Source organism: Ignavibacteriales bacterium, assembly GCA_020635255.1.
Classification (GTDB): Bacteria; Bacteroidota; Ignavibacteria; order Tepidaquicellales; family Tepidaquicellaceae; genus JAEYVS01.
Window position 1 is genome coordinate 1,441,407 of sequence record JACKAC010000001.1, and the last position, 25,317, is coordinate 1,466,723.

Consider the following 25,317-nt stretch of genomic DNA (forward strand, 5'->3'; position numbering starts at 1 on the left):
CATTTACCTTAATTTTACCATCGTCTAATTGCTGGACACCTTTATGCTTCCTGCCGACGTATGACACTCTATCCTCTCGCCTCCGCCATTGATCGATGTTTTCATGTATGACCCCATTCCGTTCTTCTCAGCCTTTCCAAAGTCCGTCGATATACTTCCGACGTTTGTAGATAAGTTCAGGTCTGCGGAAAAATTGCTCGGAATACTAAGCGATATCGAACCCGCGCCTGTATTCAGATCTATTCCGTAGTTAGAACCCGTATAATCCAGTGAGATACTTCCTCCACCGGTTGAAACTTTTACCGAGCCGTTCGATCCATCCATGCTTACGCTTCCTCCGCCGGTGTTAACTTCTACGTTACCGTTAAAACCTTCTAATTTCACCACGCCTCCGCCTGTATTAATATCGAGGTTTCCTGAGTTATTACTTATCTTTACAGAACCCCCGCCGGTATTTATTTTCAGATCACCTATCGTGTTGCTTACCGAGATCGAACCCCCGCCCGTACTTACATTTACATCGCCATTAGTATTACCGACCGATACCGAACCGCCCCCTGTTTTTACCTTAATGTTATATGATGATGGTACTTCTATCTCAAATCTCAGCCTGAAAGTCCAATTGTCATCTTTCTTATATTCATCTTTAAACCTTGCTGTTACTTCGACGCCTTCGGTTGTCTGTTCTGCTTTATAATCCACCCTGCTATTGGTTGCATCGTCCCCGTAAACTTTAACTTTCACAGTATTATCGCTGGAACCAACTTTTATCTTTACCGACCCGGCATCGGAATAAACCCTTAACGTCTGTCCGGGCGATGTAGATATTGTAAAATCGTTCAGCAGTTTATCGTCATTGTCACCGGCTGTGTATTTAGTGCTTTCATTCACGTAATTTGAGGACGAACAGCCTGCCGCTATGGAGACCATCCCAAAGAAGACCATAAACACTAGAAATATTTGAAAATTGTTTAAAATGTTCATATTTAACTCCTTTATTGATTGAAATCTTTTCCTATATGATGTCCCGCAGATTAATAAGGTTTATCATGTAATAATTACTTTGAAATTTTTATATTAGACTCATAACATACAGTATTATATGATAGTTAAACAATTACTTCGCGATGCCGTGCATTTTATTTTTCCGCCCGTGTGCGTAATTTCCGATAAGCGCCTCCCGCAAAACAACTCCAACAAATACATCCTGGATGACATACTCACGTCACTCGATAGGATCAATCCATCCGATTTTACAGATCTGAAGAATAAAGTGAATGCCGATGAGGTATTCGCTATCTATACTCTCTACCCGGACAGCCAAATGGAAAAGATCGTCCACCATATTAAATACTCCGGGATGAGATACTTCGGTAAGTTCATGGGATCGCTCGTCGGTCAGGAAATGAAACTCGGCATGACTTACGATTATATAATCCCTGTTCCATTGCATAAGGTCCGCATACGTGAACGCCATTACAACCAATCCGATTACATAGCCGATGGTATCGGTGAAAGAACCGGCATTCCTGTGCTAAGAGACGCCCTTACCCGCATACGCTATACAAAAACACAAACGCATCTCACCCGTGCCGAGCGTATAGAGAATGTAAAAGGCGCATTTGAGATTAATGAAGGTTATAAAGAAAAGTTAAATGGAAAGAATATTATCGTATTGGATGACATTATTACTACCGGCTCGACAATAAACGAGGTGATAAAGATACTAAAAGAAAACGGAGCCGGACACATATTAGGTGTTTGTCTGGCTATGGCAAGGGATTAGGCTTCTTTTGAAATAATTTATACCATACATATATCAGGAAGAAAGCAAATACTAATACAGAAATAGCTAAAATAAATACAATATACAGGTAAAAGAGAAAAATAAAAAATATACATATAAGTGAATACTGAATAAAATAACCTATCTTAATTGAAGGGTTGTTTTTTTTACCCAAGATCGTTTCAATAAACACGATTACTGAGCCCCAGGAAATTCCAAGAACAAATGCAAAAAGAAAGTCTATGACACTTCCGGAAAAGTTAAAAATAAAATGACTATATATAAATAATTGACAAACCAGGAAACTCCACCATACAGCTTTTATTGATATCTCACGCTGAAAAAATTTTCTCATGATGGTAGATAAGTGAAATAATACTTATTCCTAATACATATTTTGTGACGACACTGAAAATTTCTTCATTTCTCGCGCGAGCGTCAGCACGTCCTCCTCATTATTATAAAGATGCGCCGAGATCCTGATGAATCCTTCCCTCACAGCTATAAATATATTCTTCTCCTCCATCGCGATACGTACCGCCTGGTTTTGCGAAGGGTCTTTATGTGATAGCAATAATATATTCGACCTGTGATCCTCCTCCATTGAAGAAACCACATAAAAATCACTGCCTTCTAATTCATTTATCAAGACATCTTGCAAATGAATTATATGCTTGAATATATTCTCTACACCAAGCTTCAGGAACAGGTCTATGGATGATTCCATCCCAATCATACCCAATGTATTCGGAGTAGAGTTCATATATGCCGTGCCGTTCTCATTGAACTTTAACCTGTAATCCAGAAAATTATCGAAATCATAATCTACGCCAAGTGTGCTCGCGTATGTCGGTCTTACATGCTCACGCATTTCCCGCTTTATGTATGCGAATCCGATGCCCGCCGGAGCCATCATCCATTTCTGCGACCCCGTAGCATAATAATCTATCGCCGGGTCCTTTACATCCAGCAGCACTACTCCCGTTCCCTGTATCGCATCGACCACAAGGTAACACCCGTATCTGTCACATATGTTTTTTATCGCATGCAGGTTATTCCTGTATCCGAGAAATTCCACGTGACTTATCGTCAGCACCTTGACATTATTATCGCGTATCACTCTTTCAATTTCACCATCGTCTATCATACCTCCCGGAGACGACTTTATCATCACTGTTTTTATGCCCCGTAATTTCTCCTGGTTGAGCCACGGATAGACTACTGCCGGGAATTCACAGTCAGCATAAGCAACAGTATCCCCTTCCTTTAGGTCTATACCATTGGCAAAAATATTCAGCCCGTGAGTTGTATTTCCCGTAATGATAATGTCGGATGGGTCAGCATTGATAAGCTTTGCGCATTTCTCGCACAGCCGTGTTCCCATTTTTAGATTAAACTTCGTGAGGTTATCGTTAGTATGGGTGAAGTTATCGATGTAATCTTTCAGCCTCCGCGCGGTCTCCAGCGAATATGCCGCGTAATGTGCCGCGTCCAGGTAAACGCATGTATCCGTTACCGGGTAAAGCTTTCGCGCGTCTTTTACATCTGTGAGGGTGTCAAAAATTTCTTTTACGTCTACTGTGTTGTATTCTAACATGCATCATTTTAGCAAAAGTATTATTCATTTACAATAACAAGCGGTTTCCCGTTCACCGGGTTTGTTATTATGTCAGCTTTCACGTCGAATACGTTCATTATAACCTCCTTCTCTAAAGGTTCGTTTACGTCGAACTCATATACTATCCCGGCATCTTTCATAAATACCATTCTGTCGGCATAGTTCAAAGCCAGATTTATATCATGGAGCACAGCGATCACAAAAGTCTTTTCATCGATGAACGACTTCGCTATGCGTAATAGCTCATGCTGATAAAGCAGATCGAGGCTCGATACCGGTTCGTCGAGAAGCAGGATTCTTCCTTCCTTTTCCTCATCCCATATCTGCGAAAGCACCCTCGCCATCTGAACCTTTTGTGCTTCTCCTCCTGAAAGAGTATTGTAATATCTCTCCTTTAGCTCCTTTATCTTTATCAGGTCCATAGATTCATTCACCACTTCATAATCCCGTATCCTGGGCGTGCTTTTGAAATGCGGATACCTGCCCATCATTATTATATCCTCCACTGTGATCGGGAAAGTTATCTCATAATGCTGTGACAGGACCGACCTCACCCGCGCAATATCCCTCTCCTTTATTTCCCGCAGGTCTTTCCCGTTTAATTCGATATTCCCTTCCGACGGTTTTAAATTCCCCGATAAAAGTTTTAATAACGTCGACTTACCCGCTCCATTACGCCCCATTATCACAATAAACTCCCCGTAATTAACCGATACATCCGCGTCTTTCACGAGATACTTACTGCCGATCTTATATGATATATTTTTCGCTTTAAGCATACAGACCCGCGTTTTGTTTCTTCATTCTGTTCAGCAGCCAGAGGAATAATGGCGCTCCTACAAATGCCGTTATTATTCCTATCGGCATCTCCGCCGGTGCAATTATAACCCTTGATATTATATCCGCGGAAAGCATAACGTCCCCGCCTAGAAATACAGAACCTATAACGAGATACCTGTTATCCGATCCTTTTATTAATCTCAGCATATGAGGGACTATCAGTCCCACAAAACTTATCACGCCCACCATAGAGGTCGCCACCGATACCATTAGCGTTGTAACGATTATTAATTTAAGCTTTGTCCTCTCCACGTTTACGCCGAGATATGCCGCTTCTTCATCACCCAATTGCATAGCATTGAGATCTTTCGTGTGTCTTAAATTATATATGATACATGCCAGCGCCACCCAAAATACCAGCGTGACTGATGACCAATCCGATGCCGAGAATGTACCCAAATTCCAGAATGTTATCGAACGTGCCTGTGGATCACGTGCCATATAAGAAAGAAAACCTGTTCCGCCTGCCGCCATGGCATTGACCGCCATACCGGCAAGTATCATCGATGTCACATTAACCTTACCAAATGTATTCGAAAATCTGTAAACCAACATAGTTGCGATCATTCCGCCGGCAAATGCAGTAGCCGGGAGGAGAAAACTGCCCAGGAAGTCCATCTTGGAGAAGAATACCATTTGTCCAAAGACAAAGATGAAAGCTGCCCCAAGTGCAGCTCCGGCTGACGTGCCGATTATGCCTGGCTCCACGATAGGATTGCGGAATATTGACTGCATTACTGTACCAGCAACCGATAACACAGCTCCAACTATTATACACATAAATACCCTCGGCATTCTCACAAACAGGAACAGGTTTTCGTAGATAGTATTATCACTGGACCCAACATTGCCGGTGATAAAATTCTTTGTAAACTCTATTACTTTTTCGGCGGGTATGTACACTGCCCCCACCATTGCCGATAATAATATCAGCAAGATCATCAATACTGCCAGTCCCGTATATATAACCGAATTATTTGCCTGACGTAGTATTTTCATTACCTTTTTGATGAATTAATTCCATTATCTTCAAAATATTCTCTCCCGTTCTCGGTCCGAAATATATCAGGTCGTGCTCCTCTATCCTGAATATCCTTCCGTTTTTTGCTGCGGGAGTAAGTGCAACGCCGGGAAGCTTCACGAAATTTTCGAGACCGCCCGTCCTGTCGAATCCGAACTCCGTCGCCAGTATCACATCCGGCTGGTTCTTAACAATTACTTCCGGGCTCAGCATTTTAAATCCCGTCGTGTCTGCCGCGTTAACACCGCCTGCCATCTGTATCATCGAATTGGCATTTCCTCTCGTGCCTATTACAAAATACTGGTTCATTGCCTGCCCAAAATGTATTATCATTACCTTTGGCGTATCGGTATACTGTTTTCTCTGCTCTTCCACCCTTTTCAGATCGGCGTCCAGTTTCGCGTTCAGCTCCTTTGCTTTTTCCTCGTTCCCAAATTCCTTTCCCAGTGTCAACAAAAGCTGTTTTGCATCTTCTATGGTCGGTGTACGCTGGTATTCGATAAGCGGTATTCCTACAGTCTTAAGCTGTTCCTTTATTGCATCCGGACCAATACCGCCGTTATCATATACCGCGGTCGGGTTTAGTGAAACTATTCCCTCAAGACCCAGCGCCCTGTGATAACCAACAGTCGGAAGGTTCTTAACTTCGCGGGGATATACAGAGGAAATATCCACGCCTACTATCTTATCTCCCCCGCCAAGCGCAAAAATATATTCCGTGAGTTGTTTGGAAATGCACACTATCCTCGTCGAATCTCCTTTGTTCTCGGATGTATCCTTATTACCAAATCTTCCGCACGAATAAAGAGCTGCGGATATCAAAATTAATACTATGTACTTTTTCATATTTTTAATTGAGGGGCAGATCTCTCCGCCCCTCGTATCTTATTTTAGAAATTATAATTCAATGATGCTCCGCCATAGAATGTTATCTTTGGTCCGGGGTTAAAGAACTTTGGTAATTGTCCCGGAGGAGCTGACAGGTTAATAAATACCATTGCCGGGTATTTTTCACTTGTCATGTTATCTGAACCTGCAAAGATGTTCAGTATCCAGTTCTTATCGAGCTGTTTCTTATATCCAAGTTTCATATTCAGCAGTCCGTATGCCTCAGCAATATGAGAGTTATCGAGCACGATCGGATATTCCGCTGTGTATGAGTATGAAGTATAAAAATATCCGCCGAAATGTGTTTCCACGTCGAGGCCTGCATTTAATAAATGCGGAGGTACACCGGATACTTTCAGCCCGGAATAGTCGATTGTCGTTGAGTCGTTGTTATTATTATTCTTGAAATCGACATTTTCTGCGTCATTGTATGTATAGGTAAGGTAAGGTCTGATGTGTGAAAAGAATGACCTCGGTTTCCCGAACCAATCATAAAAGATAGACGCTTCCACACCCTGGTACTTTACTTCGCCGGCATTGACGGTGGTCGTGTACATTGGTGTTGTGCTGGTCGCGGAAAATGTTTCCGGTACGAGCTTATTCGTTACCTGCATGTAATACAGAGCTATCGAATAATTAAATTGCTGGTTCATGAAACTTCCCTTTGAACCTATTTCATAACTTGTTCCTTTTTCCGGTACCAGGTCCGTATTTACCTGTCCGATCTCAGGAATTACAACCTGGTTCGTCGACGGCGGCGCGTACCCCTGGCTAAAGCTGGCGTAAACCGATACGTCCTTGCTTAATAGCTGGTTCAATGCGATCCTCGGAGTAAGTACCGGGTCGAATGACTTATAACCGGTTGTGTTATTGTGTGTCGATGATTGCGGAATGTTATCTGTTATGTCATACTCGACGAAGTTTACACTTGCACCTGCGACGAGCTGGGTATTCGGAGTAAAATTAAATTCCGTCTGCAGGAATGCAAAATAAACCATCGGCTTCACTTCCAGATCCGACCTCGTTCCGGTGATCTGCTGGTTCACGTAACCGTATGACTTTTGATAATTGATATTCCGCAAGACCTCCGCCCCGAATATAAACCTCGATGGTATCTTTCCGAGCATTGGCTTGTAGATAAAGCTTGTCCTTCCACCAAACTTTACCTTGTTTGACCTGTTGAGACCAACTGCAAATGGCTGATCGAGTGTAAAACCCCCAACGAAAACACTCGAGCTGTTCGAAAATACTTTAGAAAAATTATAATCATGCGCGACACCGATCTTCTCACTTTCGATCTGGATATGAGCATCATTTTTTAGATAGGCAACCTCGGCAGTATCGGGATCATTTATGAATTGTATACTATCGACCTGCCCGGCTAACTGGTCATCGGAGTTTGTATAGTTGAAATATATAGATACCTTCCTGTTAGGATCAGAATATAAATAACCGTTTGCCGTCATGAAATTCTTGAGAGATTTATTGTGAATACGAAAGCTCTCGTATGACTGCCATCCATAGTTCAGGAAGAGATTGGTCTTCGGAGTTCCCATTTCCACCATGGTATTGCTTCTGTATAGACCATAGCTACCGCCTGTGAAGTCCTCCCTGAGTGTTGTTCCATTAGGTGCTTTTTCGGTTTGCATATTTATCACACCCCCGATCCCCATTCCGTACAAACTGGAGAACGGTCCTTTAAGGATTTCCATCTTACCTATTGTCGTAAAATCTATATCGTCCAGCGTTGTCGTTCCGTCTGCATCGGTGAGTGGGATATTGTTTAGATATGCTTTGTAACCGTAACCGTTAAAGTTGGTTTGCGTTCCATAGCCTCTCATTAATATCCTTGTTCCCGATGTCGCTGTCCTCATTTCCATCTTTATCCCCGGAATAAGGTTTATAGTATTCATCAGGTGAATACCGTTATTCCTGTCAAAATCATGTTCGGTTACTATGTCTATCGAACCCGGAGTTTCTTTTAAGTTGATCCCTTTGTATTCATCATATACTTCTATCGTCTCGGTTTTATATTTCGTAGTGTCGGGTGAGTCATTATCCTGCGCATACACTGCGCCGCTTAAAAACAGGAGTAGTACTAAAATAGAAAGATTCTTTCCCATTTTATTGTGTTTAAATTTTTATAATGCGCATAGACCGGTATAGCGACGTACGGTACGGATGTACCGGCGCATCTGTGCGCCTCGCGTATGCCTGCAATTCTGCACCCGGGCATGGATACACTTATCCGTTTGCCCTGATACCAGGCATTACACGGTATACACTACACCGTTTACGCTATGCGTTTACAACAGTAAGTAATTATTTAGTACTATGAGAATGGGTGTTCGGGAGGAGACCGTCCGAGATATGTTATTTCCGGTTCAGATGATTCGATTCTTTCATCGAGATCATATATTACTGATACAACTTTGAGATCTATTAAAAGGGAAAGACTGCATATATCGACAACCTGGTTGGTATTTTCCAGGACACCTATTACAGATGATATCTCGTCCTTGTCACGAGCCATCTCCGTATGGAAATCGACAAAAATTAAAATATATGCAAATATTCCCAGGACCAGTATGAGGTTAGCTACTGGTGGGTTATCCTTGATAAAAGGGAGTTGTTTTACCCGCCGATATGTGTCTCCAAGCAATTGCAAAGCAATTTTAACATTTTATTAAAATTACTTTACTAATGCAATAACCCTATTAATGCTTAGTCAAATAAATTTTTAATGATTTTTTCGGAGAAATGTTGGGAGGAAATTATTTCGATTTCTTCTTTTGAGACTTCTTTTTGGATGACTTCTTCTCTTCTTTTAGATTGCTCTCGTATAATTTTTTATAATTATCGTAAAAGTACATAACATACTCGACATAATTATACGGCTCTCTCCAGTTGTTGAGAGTTCCGCCGGGAGGTCGTTTTGTGTTAGGCCATACAAGCGCGTGAACTGAATCCTGGTTCGATGCTAGGTAAGGATACATTTCCTTAACATTATCCCACTTGTTATAGTCGAGATCGAAATATGATGCGATCGTCATCGCGTCCACTACCCTGCCGTATCCGCCGTTGTATGCAGCGAGTGCGAACTTGTATTTATCCTCGCCCGTAAATTCGAAACTCGCCACCAATTTTGCGTAATAATAAATTCCCGCGATAAGATTATTGTCGGGCATTTGTGTATCTTCGAGGTCAAGCTCTTTTTGCAGACCCGCTCCCGTTCCCGGCATTATCTGCATAAACCCGAACGCTCCCGCGTGAGATTTCGCTTCCGGGTTAAAATATGATTCCTGCCTTATTAGCGCTAGTATTATTCGCCAGTCCAGCTTATAAAAATTACATTCCCTTACTATCACAACTCCGTATGCATCGACAAGCGCGTCCACGTTACCGAGACTGCGGTACTTCATTTCGTCCATACCCGGCATCTGGTCGAGCTTGCTCAGGTTTCCTTCTTTGGAATTAACATTAAACACGAATGACTCGAATATATCGCTCCAGCCCAGGAATGATTTCTCCATTTTATAGATATTCTCGTAGGTCTGGACGTTCAGCATATTTTTGAGCGGATCCTTCTTTAGCTGTTCCGGATCGACCGGGGCAGTAATGACCTCCTCGTCAGCGCTGGGCATATTGTCGATATTATCCTCCGGGGCATTATTTGACCCCTTATCGATAAAAACCGCGTATATGACACCCACGAATATCAGCAGTGTCGGGAGGAAAATATATAGCCTGTCACGAAGGATTAACACTGATTTTATTAATGTTTTTTGTGCTATTTTATAGCTATTCTTTAGCAATTTCGCTCTGCATACTATACAAAGTTACTGTATATGCAGTAATTATTCCACAGTAAACCGAATTTTTTTGATTTCCCCGTGTTTAATATTAAACACAGTAATTCCCCTATTGGTTCTCAATAAATATTAAACTTTGGGGGGTTTAAGTTGTCTAACATTCAGAGCTAGATATATCTTGGGTGAGAAAAACATAAATATACAGTCGGATGATTCCGTCCTGGTAGAGGAGTTCAAAAACGGCAGCAGGATGGCGTATAATCTCCTGGTGCAGAAATACCAGAAAAGGATATACTGGGTGATCAGGAAAATGGTGCTGGATCATGACGACGCAAATGACATTACCCAGGATGTGTTCATTAAAATATACAGCTCATTGCACGATTTCCGGGGGGATTCGCAATTCTTTACCTACATTTACAGGATCGCTGTGAATTTCTCCATTAATCATATTAATAAGAACAAGCGCGTGAATTCCGGGCGGGTCGATATCGATACGGAAGCGTACCGCATCCCCGATAACAATCATCCCGGTAAAAGTTACGACGATAAGCTCAACGAAAAATATCTCGCGGAAGCAATAAGCGGTCTTCCTGATAAACAGCGGGCGGTCTTTAACCTGCGTTATTACGACGGGTTGAGCTATGAAGAGATATCGGTAGTGATGGAAACCTCCGTCGGAGGATTGAAAGCGAATTACTTTCACGCGGTAAAAAAGATACAGGAGTTTTTTAAGAGTAAGAATATTTTTGATGACGTTAGATTAGACGGTAAAGAAAAAGAAAAAACAATAAGCGAAAATAATTAATACTAAATAATATGGAAAAGAATATAGAGAAACTGATGCACGAACTGCCGGATTATATCAATGGCAGTATCACCGATGACGAACTGAGAAGGGAGATCAAAAACGAAATAGACTCCAACCCGGAATTCCGTTCCGAGTACGAGAGCATGAAAAGCACTTTTTCATTTCTCGGTGAGGCGGCATTGCATGAGCCGTCACCGTTCTATTTCACTAACCTGCTTCCTAATATAAACAAGCGCATCGATGCGATCGAATCGAAGCACGAAAGCGTAATGCCCGCGTGGCTGATTAACGCGCTGAAATTCGCCATACCCGTTGTGATAATCATACTCGGCTATTTTATTTATACGCAGATCACCGGATCCGATGACCCGTCGAAAGAACAGATGACCGACGACAAGAACACCATTATACAGGATGATCAGCCCGGCACGAACAACGATAACCTGTTCTCGAATACCGGTGACTCGACCGACAGCGGAAACACGCCGGAGATACAACACAGCAGTACAGACCGCGACGCAACGACTTTTTCCGGCTCGTATAATGCCGGCGACAATGGCGGCAGTTCCTATACCGCGGATGACGAACTCGACGAATTGATCACGGAAACGGCTACGTACCCTGTTACTAACGACGACCCTGAGATAGAAGCCGTACAGGACCTCTCCACTCAGGAGCAGGATGAACTTTTAAAATATCTGGAAAATGCACAACTATAATAAAAATATTTTATATATAAATAAGGGAATTATGAGACATCTCATACTCATTTTTGCTGTAATGGCGGTATTGCTCTCTACAGCAACGTCGCATTCGCAGACGCGCGATACGCTCGACAGAAAGAACTTCCGCGAGAAGCTCTTCACGCTCAAAAAAGAGAAGCTCATGGAAAAAATGAATCTCGACGAGGTCACTGCCGACAAGGTTTTCGGAATAGTGAAGGAGACCATGGAGCAGGTCGGCGAATACAATAAGCAGAAGCGTCTCACGTATCAGTACATCGAGCAAAACCCGGACGCTTCCGACATAGACGCAAAAATAAACGAGCTCCTCGACCTCGACGTGAAGATAGCGAATGCTAAAAAAGAACAATATGATAAGCTTAAGGAATTCCTGACACCAAGCCAGATCGCCAAGGCGTACCTCTTTAACAGGAATTTCGATAAGGAGTTAAAGAAGAAGCTAAAAGACTTTAAGAAAGAGGGTAAACGGGACAAAAAGGAAAGAAAGAAATAGATTTTCTTTGCTACTCAATCAATGCTTCCCCCCTTTTACAAAGGGGGGTGGTCGCATCAGCGACCGGGGGGTTAATCCCCTCCGTAGAGAGGGGTTGTCCCGACTTGTCGGGAACGGGGTGGGTTGAATCTGGTTTTAAAATCCTGTCACTGTATCTCAAAATTTAGTTCTGTATCTCGAAATTTCGTTTCCTCAACTCATCCAGGTCTATCCTGTAATAGATCGTAGTCGGTTTCCTTTTCGGATAAACTATATCCTCCTTTATCTCCTCGAATCCAAACCGTGAATGAAATGCCTGCGACGTGAAATTCTTCGGGTTTGTGAAGTAATAAGCCGTATCACATGTCCCCGGTATAAATTTAAGCCTCACTCTTATTAATTCCGTTCCAACTCCCCTCCTCCTGTACTCCTTTTTAACATTTATACCAAGCAGGTACCATCCCCCGGGCGCAGTATTTACCGGCGCGTCGTCACCGGGAATAAAATACCGCATTATGCAAAACCCGATAATAAGACCCGGTATCTCCGCAATAAATACATGCGTTGTCTCGATGTCCAGACCTTCTCTCACCAGCGTCTTTGATTGCGCGAGAAGTTCATCGTACTCACCGCCCTCACGCTCATGCCGGAGCACAGCAATTCCCTCCTCGTCACCTTCTTTTGCGAGACGAATGGTAAAACCTTCCGGCAAACCCGGGTTGTCGCCTTTTACGGGATTATATTCCTCGAACCAGCTCAGCTTCGTAAATTAGATTTACGAAAATTACTTATATTTTTTTAAAGATGAAATAATGAGGCTAGAAATTCTTTTCCTTTGCTACCTGGTATATGAGACCGCTCCTCTGCTCGTCATATATCATCAGACCGAAATTCTTGTTCCAGTACCATATAAATGTCTCCGTTGTGCTGTAAGGTGAATCGTATGTAACCCTTTGCTCCAGCCTGTATGACGGGAACGCCCCGAACCCCGTGTAAACCGTTGTCTGTGTCACGTAACTCCTTATGTCCAGGTCCCACCTCTGCCCGTTGATATTTTCATCTATGGATTGGTAAGTGTAGCGGTTGGTATCGGCGAAATCGAACAGCTCTATCCACATTGGTACGATGCGGTAGTAGCCATAAGAAAGAAAATAAATGTTGCCGTTTATGTCCTCGGAAAAATACAGCGTGTCACGGCGCTGAAGCCCCTCTACACCGTACTGCTCGGAATAATGGAACGTCGAATCGATTATCGCGGATGCGTAGCGCCCGTCTATGTAACCCACGTTCCCCAGCCCGGTAAACGTGATGTACTTATTATGGACGGAATTACCGAAATTATTCGTGTATGTGTAGCCGTCGTATGTGACGCGCTTATTATAGCCGAAAGGATCTACATTATTGGGGTTAGTCGGGTCGACGAGATCGCATCCCGCCAGCGTAACCCCCAGTAATATAAGCAATATAGTAAAGTTTCTATTCATAATAGGTTTAACTACGGTTGGGGGAGAAATGTTTCAAATATTTAATGTCCCTTTTATGTTGTCATTCCTGCGAAGGCAGGAACCTAGAGGATAAAATCCGGGTAGAGTTATGAGGTTAATTCCTTATAAAGGTCTTTCCATTCGGGATTAAATTCTTCTATCAACTTTAACTTCCAATCACGTTTCCATTTTTTAATATTCTTTTCACGTGTTAATGCCTGACTGACTTCAGTAAAATGTTCGTAATAGACAAGCTTTGTTACGCCATATTTTTCAGTGAATCCTTTTAAGAGTTTAGTTTTATGCTGATCAACTCTTACAAGCAAATTATTTGTTACGCCGGTGTAAAGCGTACCATTTTTACCGCTCGCCAGTATGTAGACGTAGTAATTTTTCGACATAAATAAAATTGGCGGTAATAATTTTATTAGTCAAGTGTGTTATAGATAGTCGTGTGGAGTTATTGGTAAGGAATTAACAGCTTAGCGACGTTCTAAAGTGACGGGTCTAGGTTCCTGCCTTCGCAGGAATGACAAGAGATATTTGTTTTGTTGTGGTAGTTGGTTTTTGTTTATTCGTTTTTGGTTTTTGTTAAGGGATTTAGTTTATTTCTCGTATCAAGTTTTTTCTTCTGGATTCCCGCCTTCGCGGGAATGACAAATAAGAGAAGGATGACAAAAATATAAACAGGCTAGCCTGATTTCGTTGTATCATACGTTATACAGTATTTAGGGCAAGTATCCCACAGAGGATAAGGATACAACTGCTCCTTCTGCCGAAGGCGACGGAACGCTTTCACGCGATCAGAATCGCATTACAGACGGCTGAACTGTTACGTTGGACTTTTTAGTAGAGGTCCAAGCCACGGGTCACTATTAGACTCTCACCGCCGAAGGGAATATACATATCACCCTTCCACAACATCCCTCACCGAAAGCACACCTCGGCTTGCACGAATTGATCCTCTCACAATTCCTGCACGAGGGACAGCTTATGCTGCCGGTAGAGACCCTTCGAACAGAAGTAATCAAGCGGTCCCGCCCGCCTAGCGACCTAGGACATTGACAATCTTTACTTAAGCAACAGTGAAAGCGATGCAAGTTAGACAAACAGAACACCGCGGAGCGCGGATATTACCGTTCCTGCCGTAAATACCGGTTCAATTGAATGAACTAGTTATCCGAATAACTGCTACAAAGATAATGTGTGAGTCAAGTGTTTTAAATGAAGAAAGGGTTAGATACGTATATATACTTTTTAATGAATAAGTATTATGAATACAAGAGGGACTTTTACCACGGAGACACCAAGACACGGAGAAAAAACTCTCTTTTTGTCATTCTGAACGAAGTGAAGAATCTCGGAATGGTTGAGATTCTTCGTCGCCCCGATAAATCGGGCTCCTCAGAATGACAAAGGGTGGAGGAGGGGATGCAATGGAGAAAGGGTTAGTCCCCAAGGACTCTACGGAGATACATATCTATACCTTTTTGTTGAATAGTTTATTGTGTATGCGAAGTTTATAACTTTGTGTTTTTCCGTGGTATGGGATACCCGTTTGTAATCAGTAGCAAGGAATGTACGGTACGGCAACGATCCCGAGCGACGGGTCTAGGTTCCTGCCCGACAGAGTCGGATCGTGGACTTCCGCAGGAATGACAAGGTGGAAGGGGATGCAATGAAGAAAAGGGTTAGTCCCCAAGGACTCCTACGGAGATACGTATCTATACTTTTTTTATGTCTTGGTCGTGAGAGGTATAGAGACCGAATAATGTACTTAGCAACGTTCCGAAATGAGTAGTTATATAAGCAAAACGCTCCCCCAATTTTGTCAAGAGTTTTAAAATCTATAGCCTAATGACATATTGCCAAAAGTTTTAAACGTACCGTCGTTGTTATTATTATAATTGAAACATGTTTTTAGGAACATTCTATTAGTAAAATCATATCCAATACCTGCTTTGATACCAATATTAGTCTCAGAGATACTCACATAACCGGCGCTGGCGGATAAATAATATAACCCTAAACCAATAATACCAAAGAAACCATCGTCCCTTATTTTTAGGAACTTATAGTCACCAGTAAGTGATGAAGCCGTAAAATCAAACCCTTTGCTTCCAGTTGAGAATGCATTGACCGTAAGATCTATATTTATTGTTGAACTAAATGTGATATCACTGAGAGGAATTTCTACACCTCCTCCAAGATTAAAACCGCCTTTTAGACCATTATTGTCACCAAAAGGAATGCTTCCACCACCCTGTACATATCCACGGACCCGAGGTTTATTATCTTTACTTTTATTTATTGATGTCCCAAGCTTGTACTCAGAGCATTGTTTTTCCTTTTCCATAAAATAATCATATTGTCTTTCAGACATTTTATCAATATCCATTCCTTTTAATACCAAATACAAAGAATCCTGGCAAGGATTTAATGATTGTGAATATACATCGATACATGCAAACAGAAAAATTAAAACAAATGGAAATGATTTTCTCATTTTATTGAATTAAATGTTTATGATTTTGACTAAAGTGATTTCTGTGAATCTAGCTTAATTAATAGTTTCATACAATACTTTTTTATAGCATTATAGCTCTTATCTCTCTTGCGAATGGTTTGCATTTATGTTGACTTATTGAATTAAATTCCCCATTTTGCAAATGAGTCGCAATTATGCAATCAGAGCAAATCGAACATAAGAGGATATCACGCCTGGACATGCTGGGGTTTTCGGCATCGACGATATGCGCCATTCATTGCGCGCTATTGCCCGTGATACTGCTGTTCCTGCCCCTGCTGGGACTGGAATTCATCACAAACCCGGCTATAGAGATCACTCTAATCGGTGTAAGCTTAATTGTAGGTCTGTATACACTTAGGAGCGGCTATCTGAAGCATCACGGCAAACTCTACCCTACGGTGCTCTTCATACTGGGATTGTCAATAATCGTCATCGGACACTTCACTATCGGTCATGATCTGCACGAGGGAAAGATAGACGAGATCACATTCCTGAGCGTCCTGGGCGCGGTAATAATCCCGATCGGTGCGGTCCTGATAGCAGTAGCGCACTACAAGAACAGGAAAATGTGCCTCAGCTGTAAGCATGACCACACTAAAGAGCACGACAGCCATTCGCATGAGGGAGCGCACATATATCATCATCACGAGCTGATGGACCAAAGCGAGCCTTCTAACCTAACTCCGAGCGATGCGGTATAGCAGAAGCAAAATATTGAACGTATTCCTGCTGTGCGCGATCGTGATGAGCTTTGGCGGAAGCGAATTCCTGCACCATCACGGAAGCATATTCGACCCGGCGCACAGTGTATCGAAAGTAGAGGACTCGCACAAGGAGCTTTCGCATTCATCGAACACGGAATGCCCCGCGTGTATATTTTCACACGCGTTCAAGAATGCCTCTTGCGGTACATTCCCCATCCATTCGGCAGTTGCAATAGTACAATACAAAACATACGATCATAAGTTTACCGCAGTAATAAACCCGTACCTCCACAAGAACACGGGTCTCTCCCCTCCCGCAGTTTCTTAATATAAGCTGACATAAATACTCCGCCCGCGGACGCGATCCGCCGGCATTTTACATAACTCAAAACAAGTTTATATGAGAAACGCAATATTAATAATATTGACGGCGTTCATAATATACGGCGTGACATGCGCAGTAACATACACAGACGGGTATTCGCAGACGCCGGTGAATACGCTTAAGGGAACGGTAGTGGACGATACAGACGAACCGCTGACGGGAGTAGCGCTGACGATACAGGAGTTGTCGCTGACGGCGAAGTCGGATGAAGAGGGTAAGTACGAATTCCGGGATATACCGGCTGGCACGTATCACATGAGCATGCAGCATAACGGGTTCACTAACATGAGCCAGACGGTGAACATAACGGCGGGTGACAACACGCTGAACATCGTGATGCAGAGGACATTGATAGAAACGCCTACGATAGATGTAACGAGCTCCTTCCAGCCGACGGACATATCCAATTCGACATATTCGATAACGTCGCTCGGACCGCGCACCATAACACGCACACGCGAAGAGAACCTCGCAAGGACGATACAGAACGTTCCGGGAGTGAATAACCTTTCGACGGGGAGCGGTATAGGGAAGCCGGTAATACGGGGCCTGACATCCCAGAGCGTGATAGTGGTAAAGGACGGCGTGAAGCACGAATCACAGCAATGGGGCGACGAACACGCGCCGGAGGTCAGCACGTACGACATAGACAGGATAGAGATACTGCGGGGTCCGGCAAGCCTGGTGTACGGGGCAGACGGGATAGGCGGTGTGGTGAACGTGATCTCGAAACCGCTGACATTTTCCTCCGGTAAGAAGCCGGTCACATACGGGACTTTGGATTTGAACGGGTTTTCGATGAACCAGGAGGGCGAAGGAAATCTCATGCTGGGGCTCGGATGGAAGAACTTCGGTATAAAGGGGTCGCTGGGCTACAGCAACAGCGGTAACATTACTACCCCGGACGGAACGCTGACGGTACAGACGCCGGACGGTGAAAGAGTTATCGAGGGCGGAGAGCTATTCAACAGCGCGACGAAGGACTTACAAGGAACACTGACGGCGGGCTATAACGGGAATTTCGGGAGCATCACGGGGGTATTCGAGAGCTTCAACCGGGAGATACAGATACACGAGGATCCCGAGGAAGAAGCGGACGCCACACCAAACCAAAAGATAAACACGAACCATTTCGAGGTGAAGGGGCGGTTCCCGATAAATGGTAAGTTACAATTAGAGACGATAGGTTCATACGAAAATCACATCAGGAAGGAATTCGAGTCAACGGAAGATAAGGATGAAAATAACGCTTCTCTAAACCTGGATCTGAAAAACGTGCAGGGAGACATAAGGCTTCAGCACTCGCTTACAAAATCGTTACAGGGAACGGTGGGAATCGCGTTGAACAATTCAAACAATGAGACGCTGGGTGAGGAGAAATTAATACCGAATTATGATTCGTTCGGGTACGGGCTGTATCTCTCCGAAAAATACGAGCAGAAATATTACACCATATCGGGCGGGATACGGTATGACAATAAAGACCAGAGCATAAAGCAGACGGTATTCGAGGAGGATTCCCTGGGAACACCGACGAAAGTTATTTCACCGAGGGACCTTACATTTAATTCAGTAACGGGATCGTTTGGGGTGGTGGTAAAGCCGGTTGAATTCGTGGATGTGTTTTCGAATGTGGGGAGAGGATGGAGAGCGCCGTCGGAATTCGATCTGTACGCGGACGGCGTACACGAAGGGACGGGAAGATTCGACAGAGGACTGCTGACGGTGGATTCGACACTCACACCTGAGCCGGAGGAATCGCTGAATTTCGACATAGGAGTCCGGGTAAGAAATAAATATGTAACGGGCGAGATCTCTTTTTTCAGGAATACGATAGATAATTTTATTTACCCGTCGCCTACCGGGGAGACCGACCCGGAGAGCAATCTGCCGATATATGACATTAAGCAGGATAAGAGTTCATTTACCGGGATGGAATACAGCGTACAGGTACAGCCGGTTCAATGGATGCTGTTATCGCTCAAGGGGGATCTTGTAAAGACGAACAACGAGGTAACGGATAATCCCCTGCCATTCACTCCGCCTATGAAGAATATCGCGGAAGTGAGATTACAGGAAAAGAATATAGGGAATTTCAGTAATCCGTACGTGAGCTTCACAAGCAAATTCGTCTCGGCACAGAACGACGTAGATCCGCTGGAGTCACCGAGTGAAGCATATACATTGCTATCGGCGGGAGTAGGATTCGATTACCTGCTGGCTAAGTCGATAATATCGGTGGACCTGTCGGTAACGAATTTAGCGGATACTAAGTACGCGGATCATTTGAGCAGGTACAGGTATTATGCAATGAACCCGGGGAGGAGTTTTAATCTGAAGGTAAGTGTACCGTTTGAGTTTTAGGGAATTGCCACGGTGAGATTCTTCGCTTCGCTCAGAATGACAAATCAAGGATGAGTGTACGTTCCAGTTTTAAGGAATTACCAACGAGAGATTCTTCGCTTCGCTCAGAATGACAGAACAAGGGTAAGTGTACCGTTTGAGTTTTAGGGAATTGCCACGGTGAGATTCTTCGCTTCGCTCAGAATGACAAAAAAAAGCCCATTGAAAAATGGGCTTTTGACGTATAAAATTTAATCTATAGAATAATCAGTTGACTAATACATGAACTACCGGGTCTAGATTCCCGCCTGCGCGGGAATGACAAAGAATATTAGTCTCTGTAGGAAATTTTCTTTGGGACGGTGAACTGGCGCATGCCGTCGATAGAACCGAGGTAGCCGAAGCCGCTCTGCTTGATGCCGACCCACGGCGTACCGGAAACCCCTCCGATACCCTGATTTAAACCAATCATACCGGATTCTATCCTGCGCGCAAGCTCTTTTCCTTTTTTCTTGTTCTTAGTCCAGATAGTAGCACCGAGACCGAAAGGAGAATTATTAGCTTTCTGGAGCGCTTCCTCCTCATTCTTAACCTTCTGGATACAGACGACAGGTCCGAAAGTTTCGCGGATCATAATGTCGTGGCTGTCCTTCAGGTTAGTAAGCACAGTCGGCTGGAGGAAATATCCTTTAGTATCTTCGCCGTTCGTACCGCCGTAGAGAACTTTCGCGCCTTTCTTCTTCGCTTCCTCTATCTGGCTGACGACGTGATCTTTCTGGGTTTTATTCACCATAGGACCCATATCGGAATTTTCATCGAAACCGTCACCGACGCGGAATTTCTTCACGCCTTCAAGGATGAGCTTTTCGAATTTATCAGCAATCTTCTCATCAACATAAATACGTTCAACTGAAACGCAAACCTGCCCGGAATTTCTCAATGAGCCGTTAACAGCATAGCCGGCAGCTTTTTTGAGGTCAGCGTCTTTAAGTACGACCATAGGGTCTTTTCCGCCGAGTTCGAGAACGAGACGATTGAGGCGTTTAGATGATGCTTCCATGATCTTTTTACCAACAGCCTGCGAACCTACGAAACCAACCATATCGATATCAGAATTAACTATCTCGTTACCGACTTCACCTGCGCCCTGCAGAAGATTGATAACTCCTTTAGGGAGGTGCCTGTTATAAATTTCGTAAATGGCTTTACCGGTCAGCGGAGTATTTTCGGACGGTTTAAAGACTACCGTATTTCCTGCTAATATAGCGGGAGTAAGAAGAGATTCGGGCATACCAACCGGGAAATTCCACGGAGTAATGATACCAACGACACCAATCGGTGAACGGTGGAGTTCCGTAGTAAGGTCTTCCTCTTTATGAATCTCTGTCTGGTATGCTTCTTCGGCAAGCTTAATATGTTCTTTTATGCCGTAAGATGAGCCGATTGTTTCACCGACGGCAGATTTATACACCTTACCCATTTCCATCGTAACAAGTTTACCAATCTTTTCACGATTTTTATAGAGGTCGTCAGCAATCTTTTTTACAGCAGAGCATCTTTTCTTAAGCGGAGTATTGCTCCATACTTTGAGAGCTTTACGCGCGAGTTTAACTGCAGATGCTATCTCGCCTTTCGATGAGCACTTTATCTTTTCGATTAATTCTCCTGTGGATGGATTAATATCCAGAATGAACTTCTGTTTCATTTTTTCGTCTTATTTATGCTTATAAAAACTTTTTAAAGAAACTGAGGATACCCTGCTTCCAGGCTATCCTGTGAGTTACGCCTGTTCCCTGCTGAATAGTGCCTTTATTATCGAGGTACCACTGATAGGAACGAATAAGCGCTTCGGAATTAGAGTACTGCGGATCCCAACCAAGCTGTGTCTGCGCTTTTTCTATAGATACGAATGAGTCGGTATCGGCTGTACCGTAAATCCATTTATACAACGGGGAAACACCGAGCACTTCAAAAAATCTCAGCGCAGGTTTTACCATCCATGAAGGGGTACGCATAACCCGAGAGCCCGTTCCTGCGTAATCACACATCGCGCCGACGTCTTCTTCAACTGTTTTAAACTCTTTCGCGCCGACATTGAATGTGTCGTTGATCTTTTCGAGAGGAAGAGTTGAAGCAAGAAGGATAGCATCAACCAGGTCTTCGACTTCGAAAAGCTGGTAGCGGTTCTTACCGTTACCGATGATAGGGATCTTAACACCGGACTCAACCCAATCATAGAGGATCTGGAATACGCCGAGACGTGCGATACCGATGAAGCTCTTGGGGCGCAGGATACAAATGGGCAAGCCCTTCGCTCTGTATTCTTCACAAACCTCCTCAGCCTGCACTTTGCTTTCGCCGTAAGGACCAACGCCAATGCGGTTATGGTATTCAAAAAGCGGATGCACGTCGGGCACACCGTAAACCGCCGTCGAGGAAATGTGAATGACGCGATTAACTTTGCTTTTTAGCGCACTGTCGAGAACGTTTCGTGTGCCGTCGACGTTCGTTTCAAAGATATCTTTCTTTTTCCACAGCGGAAGCGCGGCGGCGCAGTGAATAACAACGTCGACGTCCTTCATCATTTCATCCATCTGCTTTTTATCGCGAACGTCGCCATAGATGCAATTGATCTCAGGGTTATATTCACCCTGAGGAAATTCAGCTATATCAAAAAACGTTGTATTTTTCGGGTCGGTGATCCGGTCAATTTTACGAGAGATATGGAAGCCGAGAAAACCGGCTCCACCGGTCACCACTACTTTAAGGTCAGGATTCTTCTCCAATTTAATTCAGATTATTTTTATTTATTAAATTAATTTTTTACCTCACCCCTAATCCCTCTCCTTGTAAAGGAGAGGGGAACAGGAAAATATTCATTTGAATACAAAATAACTCAACTTAAAACTTTGGCAACCCACCCCGTCGCTACGCGCCACCCCTCCGTCGGAGGGGATTATAATCAGTACTTACCGTAAACTTTTACCATACTCTGGCGGACATCACTGAAGCTGTCCCGCAAGAGCGTCCAGATGATATCGGCAACTTTTTCGGGTTTCACCCAAGTTTTAATGTCCTCGTCACTTCCCCACTCACGATTAGCGGGCGTATCCAGAATGCTCGGGATAACAGTATTAGCACGGATATCAGTGCCTTTATTCTCCTCGGCAATAGTATTCATAAGGTTAATTACGCCGGCTTTAGACATAGAATAAGCAAAAACACCGGGCGACGGCTCCAGCGCGGCAATCGCACCAATCGAGATAATGCGTCCATAATTTTTTTCTTTCATACGCTTCAGCACTTCACGAGAAAAATAAAACGTAGACTTGAAATTGAAATCGTACATACTGTCGAGGGTTTTGGTGTCCATTTCATCGATAGTTATCTTGCCATGTATTCCACCGACTGTATTTATCAGGTAATCGATCTGTCCCTCTTCGAGCTTAGAAACGCTGTCGACGAACTCTACCACTGAGGATTCATCGGTAGCATTGCAAACGAAGCTGAAAATGGATTTAATCTCAGGTTCATCCGAACTCTGGGAGCGGTCGAAGACGGAATTAAAATCTTCCATCGAGATGGCCGGCACGTAAACCTTTACGCCGTCGGAAGCGAGCCTATCGACGACACATCTGCCGAGAGCTCCGGTACCGCCTGTTACAATCGCTATTTTTTTATCGCTCATAATTTATACAAGACAAATTTTTCCTAAAACGGTTTTTTTCTCAGCGCCTGACACGAGAGGGAGATTGGCATAGTTGCCGTGAATCGCCTCATTAGCCAGAACCGCAAAGAGAACGGCTTCCTTATTATCGGGATTTATACCATTCAACTCAAGAGGCTTTACCTCTGCCTCAAAGAAATAATCCTTTATCAACCCCATCAGGAATGGGTTATTTGCGCCGCCGCCGCTAACGAGCACTTCGTCGGGCTTGCCATTTATGAACTCTTTCACGTTATAGTGTATCGTGTACGCTGTGTACTGCGTCATCGTTCTAATTACATCCTCATCGGATATACCGTGCGCGACGGAAACGATATATTCGATGAAGCTCTCTCCGTAAAATTCCCTGCCGGTAGATTTCGGCGGTTTACGGTTATAGTAATTATCGAACTTCAAGACATCGTCGAAGAGCTTTTGTTGAATCTTTCCGTCGGAAGCGGTTACGCCGTTTTCGTCGTAAGGTTTATCGTAAAATTCCATCATCAAACGGTCGATGACCATATTACCGGGACCGGAGTCGAACGCCGTAACGGAATCTATCTCCCCGTTTTTTGGAAGAAACGTTACGTTTGCGATGCCGCCGATATTCACAAGGAGACGGTTCTTTGTATCACTTTTAAAAAGAACATAATCAAGAAACGGTACGAGCGGAGCACCTTCACCACCGAGCGCCATGTCCGCAGTACGAAAATCCCCGACGGTTGTGATGCCGGTCTTATTCGCGATGACTGACGGGTCACCTACCTGTAATGTGGATTTGAATTTGTATCCGTGGAGTTCCTCCTCCTGAGGTATATGGTACAACGTCTGTCCATGAGATCCGATCAGATCAACGTCCTTTTTATCTATCCCATTAGCGGAGAGAAAATTATTTATGCTGTCCGCGAAGAGATTTCCTATCAGAGCATTAAGTTTGCATACGTCCGCCACAGTACCAGATTCCTTATTCGAGGCTCTGAGAATATACTGCTTAATATCCTGCGGAATGGGAATGGAGTCAAATTTGGCCACGGAAACCTTAGTATCAGCCTCTGAGCCGATTACCTCAGTTAATGCAATATCCACCGCATCGACCGAAGTTCCGGATAAAACCCCAATAATAAGCTTCTTATCCCTATTTATTAAATCTATGACCTTTTTCATCAAATGTAACAAATATAACTCTAATACGAATTATATTCTATGAAATTTGATTTACATAAGTTTAATATAAACCCTCTGTGAACAAAATATTTAGATTTAGCATAGAAAATATTCCCGATTGTTGTTATTTTGAGCCTAAATATATAACTCAAATAACAAATTAAGAATGGAAGAGTTTAACATCCAACTTAAAAACGACGATGGAATAACGGTAGTCCATGTGGAAGGATTTTTGGATGCCCATACATCAACAGACCTGGAGAAGTGCTTCGAGGACCTTATACGGGATAAGGATTATAGGATCGTGGTCAATTTTGACAAGCTGACCTATATCAGCAGCGCAGGGCTGGGTGTATTTATGGCATTTATAGAAACCATGAGAGACAACAACGGTGACATAAAACTAAGCAATATGAGCGACAAGATATATAATATATTCGACATGCTCGGATTCCCCGTTTTATTTGAGATATATAAAGACGAAAAAGCCGCGCTCGACAAATTTAAAAACGGAAATAAAGATGAAAATGTAAATTGAGACGATCCAGGAGATAATACATTGGGAGGCAATAATCAAATAAAGATTCCAAGCTCTACAAAAAATCTGGCAACGATTCGTAAATTTGTAGAGGATAAAGCGTTGGAGATGGGTTTTGACCCGACACTGACGAACCAGATCGTTTTGTCAGTGGACGAGGCATGCACAAATATTATTAAATATACGCATAAGTTCAACGAGTCAGAGAGCATAGAGCTAAAGATCGATACTAATGGAAAACAAATAAAGATCACCATCAATTATCACGGAGACAGTTTCGATCCAAATAACGCAAACGAACCGGACATGGAAAAGTATTTCGAGAAATTCCAGGTAGGAGGACTCGGGATACCGCTTATGAGGAAGTTTATGAACGACATTGTTTACATTCACAAAAAACCGGATTACAATTCGCTGATACTTACGAAAGTACTGCCGTAGCAGTTCACAAAAAACTTACCCGCACTCGCCC

At 43.4% G+C, this 25,317-nt stretch carries 26 protein-coding genes; 10 read left to right on the forward strand and 16 right to left on the reverse strand.

The features are described 5' to 3' along the window. Nucleotides 1–24: 24 nt before the first annotated feature. Nucleotides 25–984, reverse strand: coding sequence for a DUF4097 family beta strand repeat protein (locus H6614_06500; GenBank protein MCB9243305.1), 960 nt, complete (start codon nucleotides 982–984; stop codon nucleotides 25–27). A gap of 118 nt (nucleotides 985–1,102) precedes the next feature. Between H6614_06500 and H6614_06505 the strand changes: the two genes are divergently transcribed. Then, complete coding sequence (locus H6614_06505; GenBank protein MCB9243306.1) at nucleotides 1,103–1,786, forward strand: ComF family protein; 684 nt, start codon at nucleotides 1,103–1,105, stop codon at nucleotides 1,784–1,786. A gap of 385 nt (nucleotides 1,787–2,171) precedes the next feature. Here the strand turns inward: H6614_06505 and H6614_06510 are convergent, their stop codons facing one another. The 7 genes from H6614_06510 to H6614_06540 form a co-directional block, all read right to left on the reverse strand. Further along, nucleotides 2,172–3,383, reverse strand: coding sequence for an aminotransferase class V-fold PLP-dependent enzyme (locus H6614_06510; protein ID MCB9243307.1), 1,212 nt, complete (start codon nucleotides 3,381–3,383; stop codon nucleotides 2,172–2,174). 20 nt (nucleotides 3,384–3,403) lie between these two features. After that, nucleotides 3,404–4,183 (reverse strand): heme ABC transporter ATP-binding protein, encoded by a 780-nt coding sequence (locus tag H6614_06515; GenBank protein ID MCB9243308.1) that lies wholly within the window; start codon nucleotides 4,181–4,183, stop codon nucleotides 3,404–3,406. After that, on the reverse strand, nucleotides 4,176–5,243 hold the full coding sequence (locus H6614_06520) for an iron ABC transporter permease (protein MCB9243309.1): 1,068 nt from the start codon (nucleotides 5,241–5,243) through the stop codon (nucleotides 4,176–4,178). Before H6614_06520 ends, H6614_06515 begins: the two co-directional genes overlap by 8 nt. Then, complete coding sequence (locus H6614_06525) at nucleotides 5,218–6,111, reverse strand: ABC transporter substrate-binding protein (protein ID MCB9243310.1); 894 nt, start codon at nucleotides 6,109–6,111, stop codon at nucleotides 5,218–5,220. Before H6614_06525 ends, H6614_06520 begins: the two co-directional genes overlap by 26 nt. A gap of 44 nt (nucleotides 6,112–6,155) precedes the next feature. Further along, entirely contained in the window at nucleotides 6,156–8,276 is a 2,121-nt protein-coding gene (locus H6614_06530) for a TonB-dependent receptor (protein MCB9243311.1), read from the reverse strand. 209 nt (nucleotides 8,277–8,485) lie between these two features. Continuing rightward, nucleotides 8,486–8,815, reverse strand: a complete 330-nt coding sequence (locus tag H6614_06535) for a hypothetical protein (GenBank protein MCB9243312.1) — start codon at nucleotides 8,813–8,815, stop codon at nucleotides 8,486–8,488. A 112-nt stretch (nucleotides 8,816–8,927) separates the two neighbouring features. Then, nucleotides 8,928–9,968: a transglycosylase SLT domain-containing protein gene (locus H6614_06540; protein MCB9243313.1), complete on the reverse strand. Its 1,041-nt coding sequence runs from the start codon at nucleotides 9,966–9,968 to the stop codon at nucleotides 8,928–8,930. 247 nt (nucleotides 9,969–10,215) lie between these two features. Here H6614_06540 and H6614_06545 point away from each other — a divergent pair, with 247 nt between their 5' ends. The 3 genes from H6614_06545 to H6614_06555 are packed head-to-tail and all read left to right on the forward strand — an operon-like array spanning nucleotide 10,216 to nucleotide 12,012. Continuing rightward, nucleotides 10,216–10,773, forward strand: a complete 558-nt coding sequence (locus tag H6614_06545) for a sigma-70 family RNA polymerase sigma factor (GenBank protein MCB9243314.1) — start codon at nucleotides 10,216–10,218, stop codon at nucleotides 10,771–10,773. An 11-nt stretch (nucleotides 10,774–10,784) separates the two neighbouring features. Further along, nucleotides 10,785–11,495 (forward strand): hypothetical protein, encoded by a 711-nt coding sequence (locus H6614_06550; GenBank protein ID MCB9243315.1) that lies wholly within the window; start codon nucleotides 10,785–10,787, stop codon nucleotides 11,493–11,495. Nucleotides 11,496–11,526: 31 nt separating this feature from the next. Further along, nucleotides 11,527–12,012, forward strand: coding sequence for a hypothetical protein (locus H6614_06555; protein MCB9243316.1), 486 nt, complete (start codon nucleotides 11,527–11,529; stop codon nucleotides 12,010–12,012). A 163-nt stretch (nucleotides 12,013–12,175) separates the two neighbouring features. Here H6614_06555 and H6614_06560 read toward each other — a convergent pair whose 3' ends face one another. The 3 genes from H6614_06560 to H6614_06570 all read right to left on the reverse strand — a co-directional run bounded on the left by H6614_06560 (nucleotide 12,176) and on the right by H6614_06570 (nucleotide 13,876). Next, entirely contained in the window at nucleotides 12,176–12,703 is a 528-nt protein-coding gene (locus tag H6614_06560) for a GNAT family N-acetyltransferase (GenBank protein MCB9243317.1), read from the reverse strand. 106 nt (nucleotides 12,704–12,809) lie between these two features. Beyond that, complete coding sequence (locus H6614_06565) at nucleotides 12,810–13,475, reverse strand: hypothetical protein (protein ID MCB9243318.1); 666 nt, start codon at nucleotides 13,473–13,475, stop codon at nucleotides 12,810–12,812. Between the two features lie 107 nt (nucleotides 13,476–13,582). Beyond that, a complete protein-coding gene (locus tag H6614_06570; GenBank protein ID MCB9243319.1) occupies nucleotides 13,583–13,876 on the reverse strand; it encodes a GIY-YIG nuclease family protein in 294 nt (97 codons plus the stop codon). Nucleotides 13,877–14,699: 823 nt separating this feature from the next. Between H6614_06570 and H6614_06575 the strand changes: the two genes are divergently transcribed. Then, the gene (locus H6614_06575) at nucleotides 14,700–14,888 is read left to right on the forward strand and encodes a hypothetical protein (GenBank protein MCB9243320.1); all 189 of its coding nucleotides are present in this window, start codon (nucleotides 14,700–14,702) and stop codon (nucleotides 14,886–14,888) included. Between the two features lie 427 nt (nucleotides 14,889–15,315). Here H6614_06575 and H6614_06580 read toward each other — a convergent pair whose 3' ends face one another. After that, the gene (locus H6614_06580) at nucleotides 15,316–15,873 is read right to left on the reverse strand and encodes a hypothetical protein (protein MCB9243321.1); all 558 of its coding nucleotides are present in this window, start codon (nucleotides 15,871–15,873) and stop codon (nucleotides 15,316–15,318) included. A gap of 284 nt (nucleotides 15,874–16,157) precedes the next feature. Between H6614_06580 and H6614_06585 the strand changes: the two genes are divergently transcribed. From H6614_06585 to H6614_06595, 3 genes are all read left to right on the forward strand, one after another. Then, nucleotides 16,158–16,706: a MerC domain-containing protein gene (locus tag H6614_06585; protein ID MCB9243322.1), complete on the forward strand. Its 549-nt coding sequence runs from the start codon at nucleotides 16,158–16,160 to the stop codon at nucleotides 16,704–16,706. Continuing rightward, a complete protein-coding gene (locus tag H6614_06590; protein ID MCB9243323.1) occupies nucleotides 16,696–17,037 on the forward strand; it encodes a hypothetical protein in 342 nt (113 codons plus the stop codon). Before H6614_06585 ends, H6614_06590 begins: the two co-directional genes overlap by 11 nt. A gap of 72 nt (nucleotides 17,038–17,109) precedes the next feature. Beyond that, entirely contained in the window at nucleotides 17,110–19,458 is a 2,349-nt protein-coding gene (locus H6614_06595) for a TonB-dependent receptor (protein MCB9243324.1), read from the forward strand. Nucleotides 19,459–19,768: 310 nt separating this feature from the next. Here H6614_06595 and H6614_06600 read toward each other — a convergent pair whose 3' ends face one another. From H6614_06600 to H6614_06615, 4 genes are all read right to left on the reverse strand, one after another. Further along, nucleotides 19,769–21,142, reverse strand: a complete 1,374-nt coding sequence (locus H6614_06600; protein MCB9243325.1) for an aldehyde dehydrogenase — start codon at nucleotides 21,140–21,142, stop codon at nucleotides 19,769–19,771. Nucleotides 21,143–21,161: 19 nt separating this feature from the next. After that, nucleotides 21,162–22,196, reverse strand: a complete 1,035-nt coding sequence (locus H6614_06605) for an NAD-dependent epimerase/dehydratase family protein (protein MCB9243326.1) — start codon at nucleotides 22,194–22,196, stop codon at nucleotides 21,162–21,164. A gap of 203 nt (nucleotides 22,197–22,399) precedes the next feature. Beyond that, nucleotides 22,400–23,125 (reverse strand): SDR family NAD(P)-dependent oxidoreductase, encoded by a 726-nt coding sequence (locus H6614_06610; protein ID MCB9243327.1) that lies wholly within the window; start codon nucleotides 23,123–23,125, stop codon nucleotides 22,400–22,402. Between the two features lie 3 nt (nucleotides 23,126–23,128). Then, entirely contained in the window at nucleotides 23,129–24,307 is a 1,179-nt protein-coding gene (locus H6614_06615) for an anhydro-N-acetylmuramic acid kinase (protein MCB9243328.1), read from the reverse strand. Nucleotides 24,308–24,473: 166 nt separating this feature from the next. Between H6614_06615 and H6614_06620 the strand changes: the two genes are divergently transcribed. Both H6614_06620 and H6614_06625 read left to right on the forward strand, forming a co-directional pair. Next, nucleotides 24,474–24,845 (forward strand): STAS domain-containing protein, encoded by a 372-nt coding sequence (locus tag H6614_06620; protein ID MCB9243329.1) that lies wholly within the window; start codon nucleotides 24,474–24,476, stop codon nucleotides 24,843–24,845. A 21-nt stretch (nucleotides 24,846–24,866) separates the two neighbouring features. Next, on the forward strand, nucleotides 24,867–25,286 hold the full coding sequence (locus H6614_06625; protein MCB9243330.1) for an ATP-binding protein: 420 nt from the start codon (nucleotides 24,867–24,869) through the stop codon (nucleotides 25,284–25,286). The last annotated feature ends 31 nt before the right edge of the window (nucleotides 25,287–25,317 follow it).